At 67.4% G+C, this 19,742-nt stretch carries 14 protein-coding genes and 1 pseudogene; 10 read left to right on the forward strand and 5 right to left on the reverse strand.

The window, feature by feature from the left end:
• The first annotated feature begins 328 nt into the window (after positions 1–328).
• On the forward strand, positions 329–6,145 hold the full coding sequence (locus ABWP09_RS07920; protein ID WP_353204602.1) for an alpha-2-macroglobulin family protein: 5,817 nt from the start codon (positions 329–331) through the stop codon (positions 6,143–6,145).
• 232 nt (positions 6,146–6,377) lie between these two features.
• A complete protein-coding gene (gene pbpC / locus ABWP09_RS07925; RefSeq protein WP_353204615.1) occupies positions 6,378–8,447 on the forward strand; it encodes a penicillin-binding protein 1C in 2,070 nt (689 codons plus the stop codon).
• 62 nt (positions 8,448–8,509) lie between these two features.
• Here the strand turns inward: pbpC and ABWP09_RS07930 are convergent, their stop codons facing one another.
• Both ABWP09_RS07930 and ABWP09_RS07935 read right to left on the reverse strand, forming a co-directional pair.
• Complete coding sequence (locus ABWP09_RS07930) at positions 8,510–9,016, reverse strand: RcnB family protein (protein ID WP_353204603.1); 507 nt, start codon at positions 9,014–9,016, stop codon at positions 8,510–8,512.
• Between the two features lie 143 nt (positions 9,017–9,159).
• Positions 9,160–9,660: an outer membrane protein assembly factor BamE gene (locus ABWP09_RS07935; RefSeq protein WP_353204604.1), complete on the reverse strand. Its 501-nt coding sequence runs from the start codon at positions 9,658–9,660 to the stop codon at positions 9,160–9,162.
• Between the two features lie 151 nt (positions 9,661–9,811).
• On the opposite strand from ABWP09_RS07935, the gene ABWP09_RS07940 reads away from it, so the two are divergent.
• Positions 9,812–10,321 carry a ubiquinol-cytochrome C chaperone family protein gene (locus ABWP09_RS07940; RefSeq protein WP_502959778.1) on the forward strand — a complete coding sequence of 170 codons (510 nt, stop codon included), beginning with the start codon at positions 9,812–9,814 and terminating at the stop codon, positions 10,319–10,321.
• On the forward strand, positions 10,318–10,845 hold the full coding sequence (locus ABWP09_RS07945) for a YceD family protein (RefSeq protein WP_353204606.1): 528 nt from the start codon (positions 10,318–10,320) through the stop codon (positions 10,843–10,845). The genes ABWP09_RS07940 and ABWP09_RS07945 overlap by 4 nt, the downstream gene beginning before the upstream one ends.
• Here ABWP09_RS07945 and ABWP09_RS07950 read toward each other — a convergent pair.
• The 3 genes from ABWP09_RS07950 to ABWP09_RS07960 are packed head-to-tail and all read right to left on the reverse strand — an operon-like array spanning position 10,842 to position 14,977.
• Positions 10,842–11,378, reverse strand: coding sequence for a SixA phosphatase family protein (locus ABWP09_RS07950; RefSeq protein WP_353204607.1), 537 nt, complete (start codon positions 11,376–11,378; stop codon positions 10,842–10,844). The genes ABWP09_RS07945 and ABWP09_RS07950 overlap by 4 nt on opposite strands.
• A complete protein-coding gene (locus ABWP09_RS07955) occupies positions 11,375–14,167 on the reverse strand; it encodes an ATP-dependent DNA helicase (RefSeq protein WP_353204608.1) in 2,793 nt (930 codons plus the stop codon). The genes ABWP09_RS07950 and ABWP09_RS07955 overlap by 4 nt, the downstream gene beginning before the upstream one ends.
• A gap of 39 nt (positions 14,168–14,206) precedes the next feature.
• On the reverse strand, positions 14,207–14,977 hold the full coding sequence (locus tag ABWP09_RS07960; protein ID WP_353204609.1) for a sterol desaturase family protein: 771 nt from the start codon (positions 14,975–14,977) through the stop codon (positions 14,207–14,209).
• An 80-nt stretch (positions 14,978–15,057) separates the two neighbouring features.
• Between ABWP09_RS07960 and ABWP09_RS07965 the strand changes: the two genes are divergently transcribed.
• The 6 genes and pseudogenes from ABWP09_RS07965 to ABWP09_RS07990 form a co-directional block, all read left to right on the forward strand.
• Positions 15,058–15,234 carry a hypothetical protein gene (locus ABWP09_RS07965; protein ID WP_353204610.1) on the forward strand — a complete coding sequence of 59 codons (177 nt, stop codon included), beginning with the start codon at positions 15,058–15,060 and terminating at the stop codon, positions 15,232–15,234.
• Between the two features lie 80 nt (positions 15,235–15,314).
• Positions 15,315–16,076, forward strand: a complete 762-nt coding sequence (locus ABWP09_RS07970) for a hypothetical protein (RefSeq protein ID WP_353204611.1) — start codon at positions 15,315–15,317, stop codon at positions 16,074–16,076.
• Positions 16,054–16,545 (forward strand): hypothetical protein, encoded by a 492-nt coding sequence (locus ABWP09_RS07975; protein WP_353204612.1) that lies wholly within the window; start codon positions 16,054–16,056, stop codon positions 16,543–16,545. Before ABWP09_RS07970 ends, ABWP09_RS07975 begins: the two co-directional genes overlap by 23 nt.
• A 72-nt stretch (positions 16,546–16,617) precedes the next feature.
• Positions 16,618–18,195: a lysine--tRNA ligase gene (locus tag ABWP09_RS07980; protein WP_353204613.1), complete on the forward strand. Its 1,578-nt coding sequence runs from the start codon at positions 16,618–16,620 to the stop codon at positions 18,193–18,195.
• A gap of 46 nt (positions 18,196–18,241) precedes the next feature.
• Entirely contained in the window at positions 18,242–19,465 is a 1,224-nt protein-coding gene (gene nhaA, locus ABWP09_RS07985; RefSeq protein WP_353204614.1) for a Na+/H+ antiporter NhaA, read from the forward strand.
• Positions 19,465–19,742: pseudogene (locus ABWP09_RS07990) on the forward strand (histone deacetylase family protein); the annotation flags it as partial. The gene nhaA and the pseudogene ABWP09_RS07990, both read left to right, overlap by 1 nt.

The following is a 19,742-nucleotide window of genomic DNA, read 5'->3' on the forward strand; positions in this document are numbered from 1 at the left end:
GCGATCCAGCAAAGCGGGGACGGCCCGCGCCCGCCGTCTCCGCGCGGTCCAGCACCACGTCAGATCGACCGCCAGATCATCCAGCCCGCCAAGCAGAAAGCCAATGGCGGCGAACAGCATCGTCTCGTGCGTGAGCGCATCGAGCGCCGCCAAAGCCCAATCTGCCCCCACCGGACGCGCTCCCCTCGACCGCTCCCCCGAGTCGATCTAAACAGTCTTTACCATCCGTGGCGATCGGGCAAATCTGCGACGAAATACTCCATTCGTCGCTATACTGGCACGGTTCATCGCGGTATAAGGCTAAAACCGACGCTCCCGGGAGGGCATGATGAAGCTGGCGTACCGATTCGCATTGCTTGCCCTTGCCATCGCACCGATCGCCGCCTTCGGCGATTCGAGCCCCCAAGTCGTCCTTGCCACGCCCGGTATTGGGGACGGCGCGATCGAACGTTTCACGACGCGCTTCAACCAGCCAATGGTCCCGCTCGGCGATCCGCGCGCAGCATCGCCGTTCGACGTCAGCTGCGACGTCGGCGGACAGGGTCGCTGGGTCGATCCGCAGACCTTCGTCTATGATTTCGCCAGCGGCTTGCCCGGCGGCACGGTGTGCAAATTCAAACTGCGCGACGGGTTGAAGAGCGTCAGCGGCTATGCCGCGACCGGACAGCGCGAATTCACCGTCGATGCCGGCGGCCCGGTCGCGCGCGCGGTTCTGCCCGGCGAGGAGTCGAGCGAAATCGAGGAAGATCAGGTCTTCCTCGTCGCGGCCAATCTCCCCGCCACTCCGGCCTCGGTCGCGGCCAACGCTTATTGCGCGGTCAAGGGGATTGGCGAGAAGATCCCGGTCGATGTGCTTAGCGCCGATCTGCCGGGGAAGATCCTCGGCGAACTCGGCACCGACAGCTGGAGCGTGCGCAGCTTCCTCGAAAGCGGCGGCTTGCCCGCGGCAATCCCCGCCCCCGCCGACCGCGCCAAGGCCTATGCCGGGGTGACTGCCCTCAAATGCCGCCGCCCGTTGCCGCCCGGCACCGACATGGCGCTGGTGTGGGGCGCGAACATTGCAGGCGCAGGCGGCAAGACCGCAGGCACCGACCAGCGCTTCGATTACACCGTGCGCCAGCCCTTCACCGCCAAGTTCGAATGCAGCCGCGTCAATGCCGCCGCGGGCTGCAACCCGGTCGAAAAGGCGTGGGTGCGCTTCTCCGCGCCGATCGCTACCGAGCTCGCCAAGCAAATCCGCATCCAGACCGCCGACGGCAAGCTGCTGACCCCGACGATCCTCGACCAGGAAAACGACGCGCGGGGTGATGCCAAGACCAACGCCACTGTTTCCGCGGTCGGCTTCAAGGCTCCACTGCCCGAGGCGCAGACCGGCAAGCTCACACTGCCTGCGGACGTGAAGGACGAAAGCGGGCGGCCGCTGTCCAACGCTGCGCGCTTCCCGCTCGATGTTCGCTTCGGCGCCGCGCCGCCGCTGGTGAAGTTCGCCGCGAGCTTCGGCATTCTCGAAGCGAAGCAGGGTGGCGTGCTGCCGGTGACGGTGCGCAACGTCGAACCGGCGCTGCAGGGCCAGAACCTCACGATCGCCGGCCAAGCGTTCCGCGTCGATGCCACCGACGGCAAGATCGCCGACTGGCTGCGCATCGTCGACAAGGCCGGGCAGAATGACAGCCATGAGGAAAAGCGCGGCAAGGAATCGGTGACGATCAACGATACCGGCGCGACTTCGATCCTCGGCAAACAGGGTGCCGCGTTCAGGGTCGGGCTGCCCGGCAAGGGCAAGGATTTCGAAGTCGTCGGGATGCCGCTCGGCGGCGGCAAGCCCGGCTTCTACGTCGTCGAACTGGCGAGTCCGGTGCTCGGCCAAGCGCTGCTCGGGCGCAAAGCGCCGCGCTATGTCGCCGCCGCCGCGCTCGTCACCAACATGGCGGTGCATTTCAAATGGGGCCGCGAGAAGAGCCTCGCCTGGGTGACGGCGCTCGATACCGGCAAGCCCGTCGCAGGCGCGGCGGTGCGCATCACCGACAGCTGCACCGGCGCAAGCCTCGCGCACGGCACGACCGACAAGAGCGGCGCGGTCTATGCGCCCCCCGGCCTGCCCGCGCCCGAAACCTATGGCGATTGCAAATATGGTCAAGCGCCGCTGATGATCTCGGCACGCGTCGGCGACGATTTCAGCTTCACGCTGACCGAATGGGGCGAAGGCATCCGCCCCTACGATTTCGACTTGCCCTATGGCTACTCGGCGCGCGGCGAGACGCTCCATACCGTGTTCGACACCGCGCTGATCCGCCAGGGCGAGACGGTGCATATGAAGCACATCCTGCGCATCTCGGTCGGCGCAGGGTTCGGTCTGGCCCCGGCGGTCAGCGGCACGCTCCGGCTACAGCATCGCGGATCCGACACGCAATTCGATCTGCCGCTCAGCATCGATGCGAACGGCATCGGCAGCAATGAATGGACCGCACCGGCCGGCGCGCCGATGGGCGATTACGATCTCTCGGTGATCGCGGGCGATCGCCGGATCGAGACCGGGCAAAGCTTCAAGGTCGACGAATTCAAGCTGCCGACGATGCGCGCGAGCGTGACCGGGCCGAAGGAAGCGGTAATCCGCCCGACGACGCTGCCGCTCGACCTGTTCGTAGGGTATCTCTCGGGCGGGGGTGCGTCGAACCTCGCGGTCGATCTGCGCGTCGGCTATTTCGGGCATGATTCTACGCCCGACGGCTATGACGGCTATAGCTTTGGCGGCAAGGCGATCGCCGAGGGGACGCGCGCGCTCAACGGCGATGGCGAAGAGGAGCAGACCCCGCTGCCGCCGACGCAAATGCTGCCCGCGACTTTGGGCGGCGACGGCACCGCGAAGCAGACGCTGAGCATCCCGCGAAGCCTCGATGGCACGACCGACATGCTGGTCGAGATGGATTATCAGGATGCCAATGGCGAAGTGCTGACCGCCTCCAGGCGCATCCCGATCTATGCCAGCGGCGTGCAATTGGGGGTTAAGACCGATGGCTGGCTGATGAAGCAGGACGATCTGCGGCTGCGCTTTGTCGCGCTCGATACCAATGGCAAGCCGATCGCCAATCAAGCGATCTCGGTCGCGCTCTACAGCCGCCAGATCCTCACCGCGCGGCGGCGGCTGATCGGCGGCTTCTATGCGTATGACAATCGCATGAAGACGACCAAGCTCGCGCAGACCTGCTCGGCCACGACCGATGCGCAGGGGCTGGCAACCTGCAAGCTCGACCCCGGCATTTCGGGCGAAGTCTATGCGGTGGCGACGACCAAGGACGCCAACGGCAACGAAGCGCGCGCGACGCAAAGCGTGTGGCTGGCGGGCAAGGACGATTGGTGGTTCGGCGGCGACAATGGCGACCGCATGGACGTGATCGCCGAGCAGCAATCGTACAAAGCCGGCGACACCGCGCGCTTCCAGGTGCGGATGCCGTTCCGTCAGGCGACCGCTTTGGTCACGGTCGAACGCGAGGGCGTGCTGGCGTCGTACGTCACCGAACTCAGCGGCACCGATCCGGTGGTCGAGGTCAAGATGCCGGGGTCTTACGCACCCGACGTGTTCGTCTCGGTCATGGTCGTGCGCGGGCGCACCGAAAACGGTTTCTGGACGTGGCTGCACGGCGTCGCGCGCAGCGTCGGCCTCGCGAGCGATCCGCCCGAGGGGCAGGAGCCAACCGCTTTGGTCGATCTCGCCAAGCCGAGCTACCGCATCGGCATCGCCAAGGTAAAGGTCGGCTGGGAAGCGCATCAGTTGAATGTCGCGATCAAGGTCGACCGCGCGCGCTATGCCGCGCGCGACGTGGCGCAAGTCGATGTGGCGGTGAAGACGCCCGACGGGAAACCCGCGCGTAGCGCCGATCTCGCCTTTGCCGCGGTCGACGAAGCGCTGTTGCAGCTCGCGCCCAACGATAGCTGGGACGTGCTGACCGCGCTCATGGGCGAGCGGCCCTTGTCGGTCATCACTTCGACCGCGCAGACGCAAGTCGTCGGCAAGCGGCATTATGGCAAGAAAGCCGTCGAAATCGGCGGTGACGGCGGTGGTGCGGCCGACGGATCGGGCCTCAACCGCGAGAATTTCAAACCCGTCATCCTGTGGCAGGGCCATGTCGCGCTCGATGCCAATGGCCATGCGCGCATTCCGGTCGCTTTGTCCGACGCGCTGACCTCGTTCAAGCTCGTCGCGATCGCCACCGATGGCGCGCAGCTCTACGGCACCGGCATGGCAAGCGTGCGCACCGCGCAGGATCTGTCGATCTTTGCCGGACTGCCGCCGGTGGTGCGAACCGGCGATTTCTATGCCGCCGGCTTCACGCTGCGCAACGGATCGGACAAGCCGATGACGGTGACCGCGCAGGTCGACGTCACCCCGGCGATTGCACAAGGCAAGCCGCTGACCGTCACGATCCCGGCGGGCGGCGCGGTGCCGGTCGCGTGGAATCTGACCGCGCCCGCCAATCTCGCGTCGCTACGCTGGCACGTCAGCGCCAAGTCTTCGGACGGCAAGGCGGTCGATCAGATCACCACCGATCAGTCGGTCCAGCCGCTCTACCCGGTCGAAGTCTGGGCGGGCACGCTGGCGCGCATCGGCGCCGACACGTCGATCCCGATCCAGCCGCCAATGGGGGCGATTGCGGGCCGCGGGACGGTCGATATCCGGCTCGACGATACGCTCGCCCCGCCGCTCGAAGGGGTGCGCGCGTTCATGGCGGCCTACCCGTACGATTGCTTCGAACAGCGGCTGTCGCGCGCGGTTGCCTTGGGCGATGCCGCGCAGTGGCAAGCGCTTGCAGGCGAAATTCCGGCCTATCAGGCGGATGACGGGCTGCTGCGCTACTGGCCCTCGGGCAGTTTGACCGGATCGGAAGCGCTGACCGCGTATGTGCTGGCGATGACCGCGGATGCCGGGCTGACGATCCCTGAGGGGCCACGCGCGAAAATGATCGAGGGGCTCAAGGCCGTACTCGACGGGCGTTTGCGCCACGAGGACTATGGCGATGTCCGGCTCCAGCGCGTTTATGCCTTCAACGCATTGGCGCGCGCCAATGCGGCGACACCGGCGATGCTCGGGCAATTGAGCATGACGCCCAAGGAAATTCCGACCGCGTTGCTCGCCGATTATATCGTGTCGCTCGACCATCTCTCGGGTCTGGCCAACGGCCCGGCATTGAAGACGGCGGCGGCCGCCACGCTGCGCACGCGGCTGGTCTATGAAGGCACGCGGCTCGATCTGTCGGACAGCAGCAACCAGCCGTGGTGGCTGATGTCGTCGGGCGACGAAGCCTCGATCAAGGCGGTGATCGCCACGCTCGGTCGCCCCGGCTGGCAGGACGATGCGCCGAAGATGATGGTCGGCGTGGCGCTCCGCCAGAGCAAGGGTCGATGGGACACGACCACCGCCAATGCCTGGGGCACGATCGCGGCGAAGAAATTTGCGGCACTCTATCCGGCAAGCGCGATCGTGGGCGCGACCACGATGCGCCTTGGCGGGCAGACGATCAGCAAGGCGTGGCCGCTGGTGACGACGGCGCGCTCGGCGAGCTTCGCGCTGCCGACGATGCTGACCCCGCTCAAACTGTCGCACGCGGGCGCAGGGCCGTGGGCCAACGTCTCGGTCTCGGCCGCGGTGCCGCTGACCAAAGCACTGTTCGCTGGCTATGAGATGCAGCGCAATGTCGAGGTCGTGCAGGCGCGGACCAAGGGCGTGCTCACGCGCGGCGACGTCGTGCGCGTGACGATCACGGTCAAGGCGAGTGCCGAGCGCAATTGGGTGGTGATCAACGATCCGATCCCGGCGGGCGCGACGATCATCGGCGATCTGGGCGGGCAATCGCAGATCCTCAGCGGTCAGGCTTCTGCCGGGCCGGGCACCAAGTTCGAGGCGCGCGATGCCGATGGCAAGCTCTGGGACATTCAGGTCGGCGTGGTGCCCGCCTATGTCGAACGGCGGAATGATGCGTGGCGCGCTTATTATGGCTGGGTCCCGCGCGGGGCGTTCAGCGCGTCGTACATGCTGCGCTTGAACGGGGCCGGCCGCTTCAGCCTGCCGCCATCGCGGGTCGAGGCGATGTATTCGCCCGCGATCCGCGCGCAACTGCCGCTCGCGCCGGTCACCGTGGTGCAGCGTTAGTGTCTCTATCCACCCCGGCGAAGGCCGGGGCCCAGTAGCGGGCCGTTGAGTGATCGAACGCAGCGCTCTCTTCCGTCGTGCATCACAACTGGGCCCCGGCCTTCGCCGGGGTGGAGCTCGGTTGTGGGCGCGCTTTGAGACTCTGAACGTCAGAATAGGCGATGGCGCGGCCGCAGCGTGGGCAAAGCTCCGCACCCGCCAAGGCGCGGCCCTTTCCGCCCTCGCGCTCGCCATCCTCGCCTTTATCGCGATCGACTACGCCACGCTCCCCCCGCCGCTCCCCGCCTACGCGCACGTCCGCGCCGTCTGGCACCCGTCCGAAGCCTGGCTTTACGACCGAAACGGTGCGCTGATCGACAGCGCACGCGTCGATTTCACCGCGCGGCGGTTGGGGTGGACCCCGCTCGACCAAATCTCACCCGTCACCCGCAGCACGATCGTCGGGGTCGAGGACAAGCGCTTCTTCGCGCATGGCGGCGTCGATTGGCTCGCGCTGGCCGGCGTCGCGCGCGACAAGGCGCAGGGCGCGCGCGCGCGCGGCGCGAGCACGCTGTCGATGCAAGTCGCCGGCTTTCTCGCGCCCGATCTCGCCGCCCCCGGCAAGCGCCATGTCTGGGACAAACTCCGCCAGATGCGCGCCGCGTGGAGCCTCGAATCGGGCTGGTCGAAGGACCAGATCCTCGAGGCCTATCTCAATCTCGCCGGGTTCCGCGGCGAGGCGCAGGGGATCGGTGCGGCGGCACTCGGCCTGTTCGGCAAGACCCCCGATGCACTCGCGCGCGACGATGCGCTGCTGCTTGCCGCGCTCCTGCCCGATCCGCAGGCCGACCCCGCCGCGGTCGCGCGGCGTGCCTGTGCGGTCAGCCACGAGGCCGATTGCGCGCGCTTCGCGGGCGAGGCGGCGTCGATGCTCGGCCCGGCGCGCAGCCTGGCGCTCGACCCCGGCCTCGCGCCACATCTGTCGGATCGGTTGCTGACCAAACCGGGGCTCAAGATCACCACCACGCTCGATCGGAGGATCCAGACGCTCGCGATCGTCGCGCTCAAGCGGCAATTGCAGGGGCTAGGCGGCGCGCGCGCGCGCGACGGCGCGGCGATCGTGGTCGATAATGCGAGCGGCGACGTGCTCGCTTATGTCGGCGGCATCGGCGGGGCCTCGACCGCCGCTTCGGTCGACGGTGCGAACGCCTATCGGCAGGCGGGCTCGACGCTCAAGCCGTTCCTCTATGCGCAGGCGATCGAGCGCGGCTATCTTACCCCCGCCTCGATCCTCGATGATTCGCCGGTTCAGCTCGACACCGCTTCGGGCCTGTACGTGCCGCAAAATTACGATCGCGGGTTCAAGGGGCCAGTGTCGGCTCGCACCGCGCTCGCAGGATCGCTCAACGTCCCCGCCGTGCGCACGCTCCTGCTCGTCGGGGTCGATCCGTTCCGCGATCGCCTGTGGGACTCGGGCTATCGCGGGCTGGTCGAGGATGGTGCCTATTATGGTTATTCGCTCGCGCTGGGATCGGCCGAGGTCACGCTGCTCGAACAGGCGAACGCCTATCGCAGCCTCGCGCAAGGCGGGCGCTGGTCGCCCCTGCGGCTCACGCTGGACGCCCCGAGGGAAGCGGCGCGTGCCGTCACCACCCCGCAGGCGGCGTGGCTGGTGGCGGATATGATGGCCGACCCCAATGCCCGCGTCGCGACCTTCGGGCTCGACTCAGCGCTGCGCTTGCCGTTCTGGGCAGCGGTGAAGACCGGAACATCGAAAGCCATGCGCGACAATTGGTGCATCGGCTTCACGCAGAAATATACGGTCGCGGTGTGGGTCGGCAATCTCGAAGGCGATTCGATGCGCGCGGTGTCGGGCGCGAGCGGCGCGGCGCCGGTGTGGCGCGACATCATGCTCGCGCTCAACGCCACGGAACGCGGGAGCCCGCCACCGCGCCCCGCCGGGGTCGAGGCCAAGACGATCAGCTTTTCCGGCGCGATCGAACAACCGCGCACCGAATATTTTCTGACCGGCACGGGCCAGGCCCGAATCGCCTTCGCGCCGCCGGAATCGCGCCGCCCGCGCATCACCAATCCGGTGTCGGGCAGCGTCTATGCGATCGACCCCGACATCCCGCCCGACCGGCAGCGCCTGTCGGTCGATGTATCGGGGGCGGCGACCGCGCATCGGCTGTGGCTCGACAAGACCGACCTTGGCGCGGCCGATTCGGCACCGCAGATCATCGCCGCACCGGGCCTCCACCGCTTGCGCCTGATCGATGTCGCCGGGCACGTCGTCGATCAAGTGCTGTTCACGGTCCGCTGAAACGACCAGCGGCCGCGTTCCCCGAAAGGAACGCGGCCGCTGCCCGTGACGAATACTGACGCTTAGCGGTAGAAGCCGCGAACCACGTCGATCACGATGCCACGCCGCGTATCGACCAGGATCACGTCATTATAATGCCGGATCCACTGCTGACCATAAGCCGGGCGGCGCAGGTGATAGCGCCACGGATCGGCAATGATGTAGCGCGGGCCATAATAACCGCTCGAAATCCGCACACCGGTGCGGAACGCGTTATAGCGGAACGGCGCGTTCCAGCTGCCGCGCGCGTAGAAGCCGGGATTGCGATCGCGCCAGCCACGCCAGTCGTCGCGGCCATAAGCGCGGTTGCGGTCACGCACGTCTTCGCGCAGCTCCTCCCGGGCATCGCGGACGTCTTCGCGCTGATCGCGAATGTCGCGGCGATCGCCCGTACGGCGCGCATCGCGCAAGTCGCGCTGTTCGCCGCGAAGATCCTGCCGGTCGCGGCGCACTTCCGCGGTCGATTGGGCGCTTGCGGCAACAGGCATCAGCGTTGCCGCCATCACCGCGGTGACAATGAATTTTCGCATCATATCCTCCATCACTGGCCGACCAATGGGTCGGTCCATGTCGAAGCGTATGCCGCCTGCGCCCTGAACGGCACGCGAACGCGCGCGTCAGCTTGCCGTCAGGGTTGTATCAAAGTGTATCACGCGAAGACCGGGACCGCAGGTTAGGGCGCCCCGTCGCCGCCAGTATTGTTGTTGCCGCCGCCCTGACCGCCGCCCACCGCGCCGACCGTGCCGATATTGCCGAACAATTCATCAAAGAAGCTGCGCTTCTTGCCAAGCGTCGGCGTGGTCTTGTTCGATGGGCTGACCGAGGCGACCTGTTCCACCCCCGAACGCCGCACCGCCGAGACAACACCGCGTTCGTCGAAGCTGATCCGCAGCGTCACTTGCTCGCGCACGCGCGGATTATTGTACGCGAAATTGCGCGCGTCGCGCGAGATGTAATACCAGTCACCCTGGTTGAATTCAGAGGTGAAACTCGGCTTGCCGAGCACGGCGAGCACCGACTGGCGCGTATCGGTGCCCGCCTGGACCGAGTTCACAAGATCGGGATCGACGACATAGCCCTGGTGCGAGCGGAGCGGGACGCAGGCGCTCGCGCCCAGCCCAACCGCGGCGAGCAGGGCGACAGCCGTCATCTGGCGGACGGACTTCAGACGCATCGACACTCTCCGTTCAAGGCACGCAACCGTAACACGCGATTCTGGCCACGGCGCATTGCATCGCGGGCCGTCTGCCTCAATATGCCGGGAAACGCGGCCAAACAAGGGCGCGACCGTGATGCGGCGCTGATACGACGGGGACATTTGGATTTTGGGCTGGTTCGACAAACTTTTGGGCCGTGAGCGCGACGAGCTCGCCGTGGCATTGTATGACGGCGTGATCGCGACCGCGCGCGCGCCGCATTGGTATGAGGCAGGCGGCGTTCCCGATACGCTCGACGGGCGGTTCGACATGGTCGCGGCGATCCTGTCGCTGGTGCTGCTGCGACTCGAGGGCGATGCCAGCGCGGGCCCCGCAAGCGCGCGCCTGACCGAACGCTTCGTCACCGACATGGACGGGCAATTGCGCGAAAGCGGCATTGGCGACATCGGCGTCGGCAAACATATCGGCAAGATGATGGGGATGCTCGGCGGGCGGCTGGGCGCGTATCGCGACGGGCTAGCCAGTGGCGATCTCGGCACCGCACTGGGCCGCAACCTGTATCGCGGGGTGGTGCCGGACGCCGCAGCGCTCGCGCATACGCAAGCCGCATTGCTCGCCTTGCGCGATGCGCTTGCTGCGACGCCCGCCGCCGCTTTGATCGACGGGCGGATGCCGTGAGCGCACCCGAATTTTCGCGGATCGAGCGAATCGACACGATCGGTGCCGGTGCGCGCAGCCTTACGATCACCGCGACCGAAGCCGAGCGTGCGGCGCTGGCGACGCGCTTCGGCCTGCTCGCGGTCGATCGGCTCGAGGCGACCTTCGCGGTGCAGCGCGACGCCAGCGGAATCATCGCGCGCGGTCGCGTCGAGGCAGCGGTGGTTCAGGCCTGTTCGGTCACTGACGACCCGCTGCCTGGCACGATCTCCGAGGCAGTCGCGCTGCGCTTCGTGACCGAGCGCGAAGCGGCGGCAGAGGAAGAGGTCGAACTCGATAGCGACGCGCTCGACACGATGGCCTATGACGGAAACGGGGTCGATCTCGGCGAGGCGGCGGCTGAAACCATGGCGCTGGCGCTCGATCCCTTCCCGCGCGGGCCGAATGCCGCGGCGGCGCTGCGTGCGGCGGGCGTGATCAGCGAGGAAGAGGCAAAGCCGGCGGGCGCATTGGCCGGGCTGAAGAGCTTGCTGGGTAAGGATTAATCCGCGTCGGGCCCGAGCGTCGGATCGAGATCGCGCGGACGCACGAAGCGGGCGAGGCGCGCGGCCCCGGGTGCGAGATCGCGCCACGCCCCCTCGAACGTGATTTCGGCAATCGTCGCGGTCGGATATTTCGCCTCGAGCGCGACGCGTGGCGCTTCATCCGATTCGGGCACCAGCCACAAAGCGAGATCCTCAAGCCCCGGATTATGCCCGACCAGCAGGACATGCGTCGCCTCGGACGGCAGCTCCTGCACGACATCGAGCAACGTCACCGCCGACGCCAGATAGATGCGGCGATCCCACACCGGTGCCAGCGTACGGCCATAGCCAAGCTCGACTTGCGCCAGCGTTTCGACCACGCGCAGCGCGGGCGATGCCACGACGGAATCGAACACCGCGCCACCGCTGCGCAAATGGCCGCCGATCAGCACCGCTGCGCGTTTCCCCCGGCCATTGAGGCCGCGGTCGAAATCGCGCTGTGCCGGGTCGTCCCAATCCGATTTGGCATGACGGAGCAAAGTGAGCCTCTTCACGATTTGGTCTCCGTGTCCGCTGTCGCGCGCGCCTCATGCCCAATTTGCTCGGGCGAGGGAAGCGCCGACGCGCGCGCCACCGCTTCGTCGAGCGTTACGCGGCGGATCGGCACGCCGGGCGGGAACGCGCTGAGCAGCCGCGACGGCATCGCGGCGGAGAGCAATACGAACGCGCCATGATCGTCGGCGCGGCGGATCAGCCGCCCGAACGCCTGCGCGAGCCGCGCCCGAACGATGCGATCGTCATAGGCGCTGCCCCCGCCCGCCAGCCGCCGCGCGGCGTGGAGCACTGTCGGTTTGGGCCAGGGCACGCCCTCCAGCACGACCAGCCGCAGCGAGCGGCCCGGCACATCGACGCCGTCGCGCAAGGCATCGGTACCGAGCAGCGACGCCGCCGGATCGTCGCGGAAGATATCGACCAAAGTACCGGTGTCGATCGGATCGACATGCTGCGCGTAGAGCGGCAGTCCTTCCCGCGCGAGCCGGTCGGCGATCCGCGCATGGACCCCGCGCAAGCGCCGGATCGCGGTGAACAGCCCGAGCATCCCGCCGCCGCTCGCCACGCCAAGCCGCGCATAGGCATTGGCGAGCGCGCCCATGTCGCCGCGCTTGACGTCGGTGACGATCAGCACCTCGGCCTGCGTGCCATAATCGAACGGGGAGGCCGCCTCAAACCGGCTCGCGCCGCGCAGCAGATGGTTGGCCCCGGTGCGTGCCTCGGCCACGTCCCAGCCCCCCTGATCCGTCGCGCTCTGCGCGCCGCCGCCACGCAGCGTCGCCGAGGTGACGAGCACGCCATGCGCTTGCTTGAGCACCGTTTCGGCAAAGGGCCTGGTCGGATCGAGCCAGTGGCGATGCAGCCCGATATCATATTCGCGCCCCTCGACTCGGTCGACCGCAAGCCAGTCGACGAAATCGGGCGAGGCCGGGCCACCGATCCGCGCGAGCAGCGAAAGCCAGGCGGCAACCGTCTCGGCGCGCCATCCCAAAGAGGCGACCGCGCCCTCGATCCGGGCGCGCGCGGGGCCATCCATCCAGTCGGGGGCTTCATCGAGCACGGCCTCGAGCCGCCGCCCGAGCGCGACCAGCGGACGGACCAGCGCATCGAGCGCCTCCGCCGCCGGCCCCGCTGCCTCGATCAAGGCCGGATCGGGTTCGGCCAGCTCGGTTTCGAGACCGTAGCCAGCATCCCCTTCCGCCTCGGCGCGGGCATAGGTCAGCCCGCGCACGGCGGCGAGCAGCGCCTCAATCGGCCCGAACGGCGCGCCTTCGCCGATCCGTTGCAACCAGCCATCGCTGGCAAGCGCCTGCGCTGCCGCCACCGCATCGGCAATCGCACGACCGCCGCCTTCGTCATAGCTCGCGACATCCGACAGCCGTGCGGCGAGGCCCCGCCGCCGCCCCTGACCGCTTCTGGACCCGCCCGATTCGGGGCCGATCACCCAACGCCGCAGCTCGATCGTCTCGGTCCCCGTCAGCGCAGTCGAGAACATCGCGTCGGCGGCATCGAACAGATGATGCCCCTCGTCGAACACATAGCGCGTCGGCCGCGTCGCCGATTCGCGCCCGCGCGCGGCGTTGACCATCACGAGCGCGTGGTTGGCGATCACCAGATCGGCTTCCGCGCTCGCCCGCGCCGCGCGCTCGATGAAGCATTTGCGGTAATGCGGGCAGCCGGCATAGACGCACTCGCCGCGCCGGTCGGTCAGTGCGGTCGCGCCGTTGCGGCGGAACAAGGTCGTAAGCCAACCGGGCAAATCGCCCCCGACCATATCGCCATCCGCGCTATACGCCGCCCAGCGTGCGACGAGTTGCGCGAGCACGGCCGCGCGCCCGGCGAACCCGCCTTGCAGCGCATCCTCAAGGTTCAACAGGCACAGATAATTCTCGCGCCCCTTGCGCGTCACCACTTTCGCGCGGCGCACCGCCGGATCGGGGAAGAGCCGCGCGCTTTCCTGGCCCAATTGGCGTTGCAACGCCTTGGTAAAGGTCGACACCCACACCGCGCCATCGGCCTTCTCCGCCCAAAGCGAAGCGGGCGCGAGATAGCCGAGCGTCTTGCCGATCCCGGTCCCCGCCTCGGCCAGCACCATATTGGGCGCGCCCGCCGTCATGCGCGGGTCAAACGCCTCGCGCGCGGCTTGGGCATAGGCGCGCTGACCCTGGCGTTGCTCGGCGGCCGAGCCGGTGAGCGCGGCGAGGCGTGCCTGCGTCTCCTCGGGATCAAGCGTGACCGTACGCGGCGGCGGGCGGGGCGCGCCCTCGGACCATTCGGGCAGCTTCGAATAGAGCCAGCGTTCGGCGACCTCGGGCTTGCGCAGCCGCTGCGCCAGCACCGGCGCCCAGGTCCAGCGCAACCGGAACAAGGACTGCGCGGCGGTCCACGCGCCCTCGCGCTCGGGCCAGTCGCTGGCCGGATCGGTCATGTCGAGCAACGCCGCCGCCGCCGCGCGCAGGAAGCGCGCCACCTCGGCATCCTCGCGCGGGGCGGGGAGTCCGGCGGCGCGCGCGAGGCCGCGCGGCGTCGGCACCATGAAGCGCGCCGGGCACAGGAAGGCGAAGAGTTCGAGCAGATCGAGCCCCGACAGATCGGCATAGCCGAGCCGCTGCCCGATCAGCGCGGCGTTGAGCAGGATCACCGGCGTATCCGCCGCAATCCGGATCGCCTCCCCCCGCCCGATCGGCCGCGTGCCGCTCTCATCCGCGATCCAGATGCCGCTATGGCTGGCGTGGAGGGCGGGATAGGGGAGGGCAGGATACGGGAGCGCTGAAGAAAGCGTGTTGGTCACGCCCAGGCTATCGCGCGGACGGAACGAAATGGCAACGCATCACCGCCGCACCGGATCGAGCAATTGCTGGAGCAGCCGGTCGGGATGCGCCCGGTCGAGGCCGACCCGGGCGGTGCGGTCGGCAGGCGGGGCCAGCGTCCCGAACAGGCGATCCCAAAGCGGCACCAGATCGCCATAGTTGCGATCGTGCGCCGCGCGATCCGGCGCATGATGCGCGCGGTGGAAGCCGGGGGTGATCACGAGTCCGTCGAGCAGGCGCTCGATCCGCGGCGGCAGCGCGAGATCGGCATGCTGCCACAGGCCCAGCACAAACAGCAGCGTATCGACCGCAAGCACCGCGGTAATTGGCGGTCCGATCACCACCACCGTCGTCGCCGCCACCGGCGCGATGATCAGCAATTCGAGCGGGTGGTTGCGCAAGGCGGTCGATACATCCACCGCAGCGTCAGCATGGTGGACGCGGTGGATCCGCCAGATCCACGGGATCGCATGGCTGAACCGGTGGACCCAATAGGTGGTGAAACTGCGCGCGGGCAGCAGTAGCGCGAACGCGGCGATCCACGGCAAGGCGACCGACGGGCCAAGCCCGATCCCCATCTTCTGCGCGAACACCGCCGCCGCCAGCGTCGATATCGGCAGGACGCTGGCGAGGCCGATCGTGACGATGCCCAACGCGAAATTGGTGACCAGCCGCGCATCCGACGCGCCGTCAGACCCGCGCTCCACCCGCGGCGCCGTCACCTCGCACAGCGCGAGCACCGCAAAGCAGGCAAGAAGTGCCGCCGCCCAGATCCAGCCGACTTGTTCCACCTCAAATTCCTCGCACTGGGCGTCTTGTTTGCCACCCCCGGCATGCTACGCTGGGACTTCGATCACAATAGAGGTTTTTCATGATGGTTCGTACGCACGCGTTCACCGTCGCCGCTTTTGCCATCCTGCTGACCGAAGCTGGTCCTGCTTTTGCGGGCCTCCCGACCACCCCTGCCCCGATCGCGGGCGTCGGCCTTGGCGCAGTCGCCTTGCTCGGCCTCGGCTATCGCGCGCTTAAGCGCCGGGCTGGGCGCTGAGCGCGGTAAAGGCCGCAACGCTCGGTTTCCCGCTTACTAATCTCGCCGTTGATCGCGCCGCCGCCTTTGCCGGCGTCGGCGTGTTCGCTGCGATCAACGCGCTTGCCGACACGATCCTTGGGTCGCTGCACGCAACCGGCTTGCTCGACGTAATCCTGTCGCTGGCCGGGGTCAGCGCGGTGTTATGGTTCGGCCTGTTCGCGGCGCTGCGCATTGCGGTTGAACCCGGCGCTTCGGCATGGCGGCGCGGCGACGGCATCGTGCTCGGCGTTATTGTGCTGTGCGCGCTGTTACCCGCTGCCTGGATCGCGGCGGTTGGCGTCTTCCTGCTCGGTGGCTATCTCGCATTGACCGCGCAGGACGGGCGCGCGCGCCGCATTGCGCTGGTCTTGCTCGCACTCAGCGGGACGCTACTCTGGGGCAAGATCGTCCTCCTCGCCTTCGCCCCGGTCGTGCTCGCGGCCGACGGGCAGATCGTCGGCGCGCTCGTCGGGACGGGTGCGACGGGAAACCTTGTCGGGTTTGTCGGCGGCGGACAGTTCGTGATTGGCGGGCCGTGCTCGTCGGTCCACAATATCTCGCTTGCGCTGTTGCTGTGGAGTTGTGTCGTCGCCTTGCTCGATTTGGCGATCGACCGTCGCTTGATCGTCATTGGCGTGGCGGCAATGGCGGCGATGTACGCGCTCAATCTCGCGCGGCTGTCGGCGATCGCGCTGTTCCCGGCCGATTTCGAATGGCTGCATCTCGGCACGGGCGCGACGCTGTTCGGCTGGGCCGGGTTGCTGCTGGCCGGGCTGATCATCGGTGCCGGAGCCTATGATGCGCTCGCCCGTCGCGCTTAGCGCTTGGATCAGCCTGTTGGTGCTGGCGACGATCGGGTCGCTTGCGGTGAAGGATGCGCTTGCCTCGGCCCCGCAAGTCGAACTGTCGGGCAAGACCAACGCCGCGATCGCCGCCGCGTTACGGGAGCAGGGTTTCGCCGTGCGCGTCGAGCGGCACCGCTTCCAGAGCTGGATCTTTTTCGGGACACGCGGCGCATGCCGGATCGCCGCACGCGACGCGGTCAACGCCGCGCATTATTCCGAGGCGTTTCGCGAACAAATGGCGCGGGTCGGGTCGGTGCGGTATCTCTATCGCGGCAATCGCTCGGCCGGCCCGCCCGAACTGACGGCGTTGGTCTATCGGCTGGTGCCGCGCAGCCTCGACCGCTTCGGACTCCATATCGCGCGCAACGCACCGGTCGCGGTGGCGACCAGCGGCGGTTGTCCCGACGGCGATTTCGGGCTCGACCGCATGACCGTCGCACCCTGACGCGCGCACTCCGCTTGCCCCAGTATCACCCCCGCGCGTGACGAACCGCCCGCACCACGCTAGACGCTCCGCATGACCATCGATTTCCGCACCGCCGCTCTCGATTCCAAGGCCTGGCCGTATGAAGAGGCGCGCAAGCTGCTCAAACGCTATCCCGACCGCAAAACCGGCGTCGATGGACAGGGCGCGCCGATCATTTTCGAAACCGGCTATGGCCCGTCGGGTCTGCCGCATATCGGCACCTTCAACGAAGTGCTGCGCACGACGATGGTGCGCCACGCCTTTCAGACGCTGAGCGATGCCCCCACCCGGCTGATCGAGTTCAGCGACGATATGGACGGCTTGCGCAAAGTGCCGGACAATGTCCCCAATCAGGCGATGCTGGCGACGCATCTCGGCAAGCCGCTCAGCCGCATTCCCGATCCGTTCAGCAAGTTCGAAAGCTTTGCCGCGCACAACAATGCGATGCTGCGCGATTTTCTCGATCGCTTCGGCTTTGAATACGAGTTCGTCTCCTCCGCCTCGCAATATGAAGCCGGCGTGTTCGACGACGCGCTGAAGGGCGTGCTGCGCCATTACGCGGCGATCATGGGGGTGATGCTGCCGACGCTGCGCAAGGAACGCGCCGCGACCTATTCGCCGATCCTGCCGATCAGCCCCAAGACCGGCGTCGTGCTGCAAGTCCCGGTCGAAGTGGTCGACCCGCAAGCCGGCACGATCCGCTTCACCGACAGCGATGGCGAGGTGCTGGTGCAATCGGTGCTGGGGGGCCACGCCAAGCTGCAATGGAAGGTCGATTGGGCAATGCGCTGGGTCGCATTGGGCGTCGATTATGAGATGTACGGCAAGGATCTGATCGACAGCGGCGTGCAATCGGGCAAGATCGCCCGCGTGCTCGGCGGTCGCCCGCCCGAGGGCCTGATCTACGAAATGTTCCTCGATGAGAAGGGCGAGAAGATTTCGAAGTCGAAGGGCAATGGCCTGACGCTCGATCAATGGCTTGAGTACGGCACGCAGGAGAGCCTGTCCTTCTTCGCGTATCGCGAGCCGAAAAAGGCCAAGCAGCTGCACATTGGCGTGATCCCGCGCGCGGTCGACGACTATTTTCAGTTCCGTGGCACCTACGCAGCGCTGCCGGTCGAACAGAAGCTCGGCAATCCCGTGCACCATATCCATGATGGCGCAGTGCCCGCGGACCTGCCGCCGGTGACCTTCGGCTTGCTGCTCAATCTCGTCGGCGTACTCGGCGCGGGCGCGACGGCCGAGCAAGTGCGTGGCTATCTCAGCAATTATATCGAGGGGGCGATTCCGAGCGAGCTCGACGCGCTGATCGGCCATGCGCTCGCCTATAACCGCGATTTCATCGCGCCGACGCTGCACCGCCGCAAGCCAGTGGGGATCGAGATCGCGGCGCTCGAACGGCTCGACCGCGAACTTGCCGCAGCCCCCGCCGATGCGTCGGCGGTGGATTTGCAGAACATTGTCTATGCGATCGGCAATGAAAGCGGGTTCGAGCCGTTACGCGCCTGGTTCGGAGCGCTATACGAAACCTTGCTCGGTTCTTCGCAAGGGCCACGCATGGGCAGCTTCATCGCGCTCTACGGCATCGACAATACGCGCGCGCTGATCGCCGAGGCGTTGGCCGACTGACCGGTTTCGGTGGCGTTTGGCGGCGGCGGCGATAGGGTCGCACGCGATGACCCATTCCCCGCCCCCGAAAAGCTCGATGCGCCGCGTGCGGTCGGCGCTCCGCACCTTCCTGCACCAGGAAGCATCGGGCGGGATCGTGCTGATCGCGGCCGCGGTGCTGGCGATGATCGCCGCCAATTCGGATGTCGCCGAGGGCTATTTCGGCTTACTCCATCTCGTGACCGGGCCGGTGCTGGTCGCGGCGCTCGGGCCGATGACGGTGCATCTGTGGATCAATGACGGGCTGATGGCGATTTTCTTCCTGCTCGTCGGGCTGGAGATCAAGCGCGAGTTCGTCGACGGGCAACTCGCGAGCTGGAAGCGGCGGCGGCTGCCGTTCATCGCGGCGGCGGCGGGGATGATCGCGCCCGCTTTGATCTATCTCGCGGTGGCGGGCGGTGATCCGGCGGTGGTGCGCGGCTGGGCGATTCCGGCGGCGACCGACATCGCCTTTGCGATCGGCGTGCTGGCGCTGCTCGGGTCGCGCGCCCCGCCCGCGCTGAAGCTGTTCCTGACGACGGTCGCGATCGTCGATGACATGGGCGCGGTCGCGATCATCGCGGTCGCCTATACCGACCATATCAACCTGCTCGCGCTGGTTGGCGCAGCGTTGGTCGCGGCGGGGATGTATGCGCTCAATCGCTGCGGCGTGCGACGGCTCGCCCCCTATCTCGCCGGGTTCGTTCTGCTGTGGTTCCTCGTCTTGCTATCAGGCGTACACGCGACGATCGCGGGGGTTGTGACCGCTTTTCTGATTCCGATCACGACCTCACCCGGCGCGCCCGATTCGGCCGTATCGCCGCTGCACCGGCTCGAACATGGGCTGCATGGCACTGTCGCGTTTCTGATCGTGCCACTGTTCGGCTTTGCCAATGCCGGCGTATCGCTGGTCGGCACGAGTCTCGCGTCGCTTGCCGAGCCGCTGGTGCTGGGGATTACGCTTGGGCTGTTTTTGGGCAAGCAGATCGGGATTTTCGGGAGCATCGTCCTTGCCGAACGGCTCGGTATTGCGCGGCGTCCCGGCGGGGCGAGCTGGCTGCAAATCTACGGTGTCGCGCTTCTCGCCGGAATCGGGTTCACGATGAGCCTGTTCATCGGCGGACTGGCCTTTCCGGACGACTCAGACTTGGTCGACAAGGTGAAGCTCGGCGTGCTGTGCGGCTCGATCCTGTCGGGAATGACGGGCTATCTGGTTTTGCGCTTTGCCCCGCGGGCGAAGCGGGTGGCGTGATGCGGCGCTTTTTCTCCGCCCGCCAATTGGCACATGCACCCGCGCTTGAACTCCACAATGGCGGCTTTTCCGCTCATGCCGAAACCCCTTCGCGTGCGGAAATGGTGCTGCGGGCGATCGGCGGCGCGGAGGAACCCGAGGATCGCGGTGATGCGGCGATCCGCGCCGTCCACACTGCGGACTATCTCGCCTTTCTGCGGGACGCCCCTGTGCGCTGGGCGGCGGCGGGGCGGCCGGGCGATGCGATGGGCTATGTCTGGCCGGTGGTCGGGCGGCG

The sequence above is a fragment of the Sphingomonas sp. genome (assembly GCF_040398505.1).
GTDB lineage: Bacteria > Pseudomonadota > Alphaproteobacteria > Sphingomonadales > Sphingomonadaceae > Sphingomonas.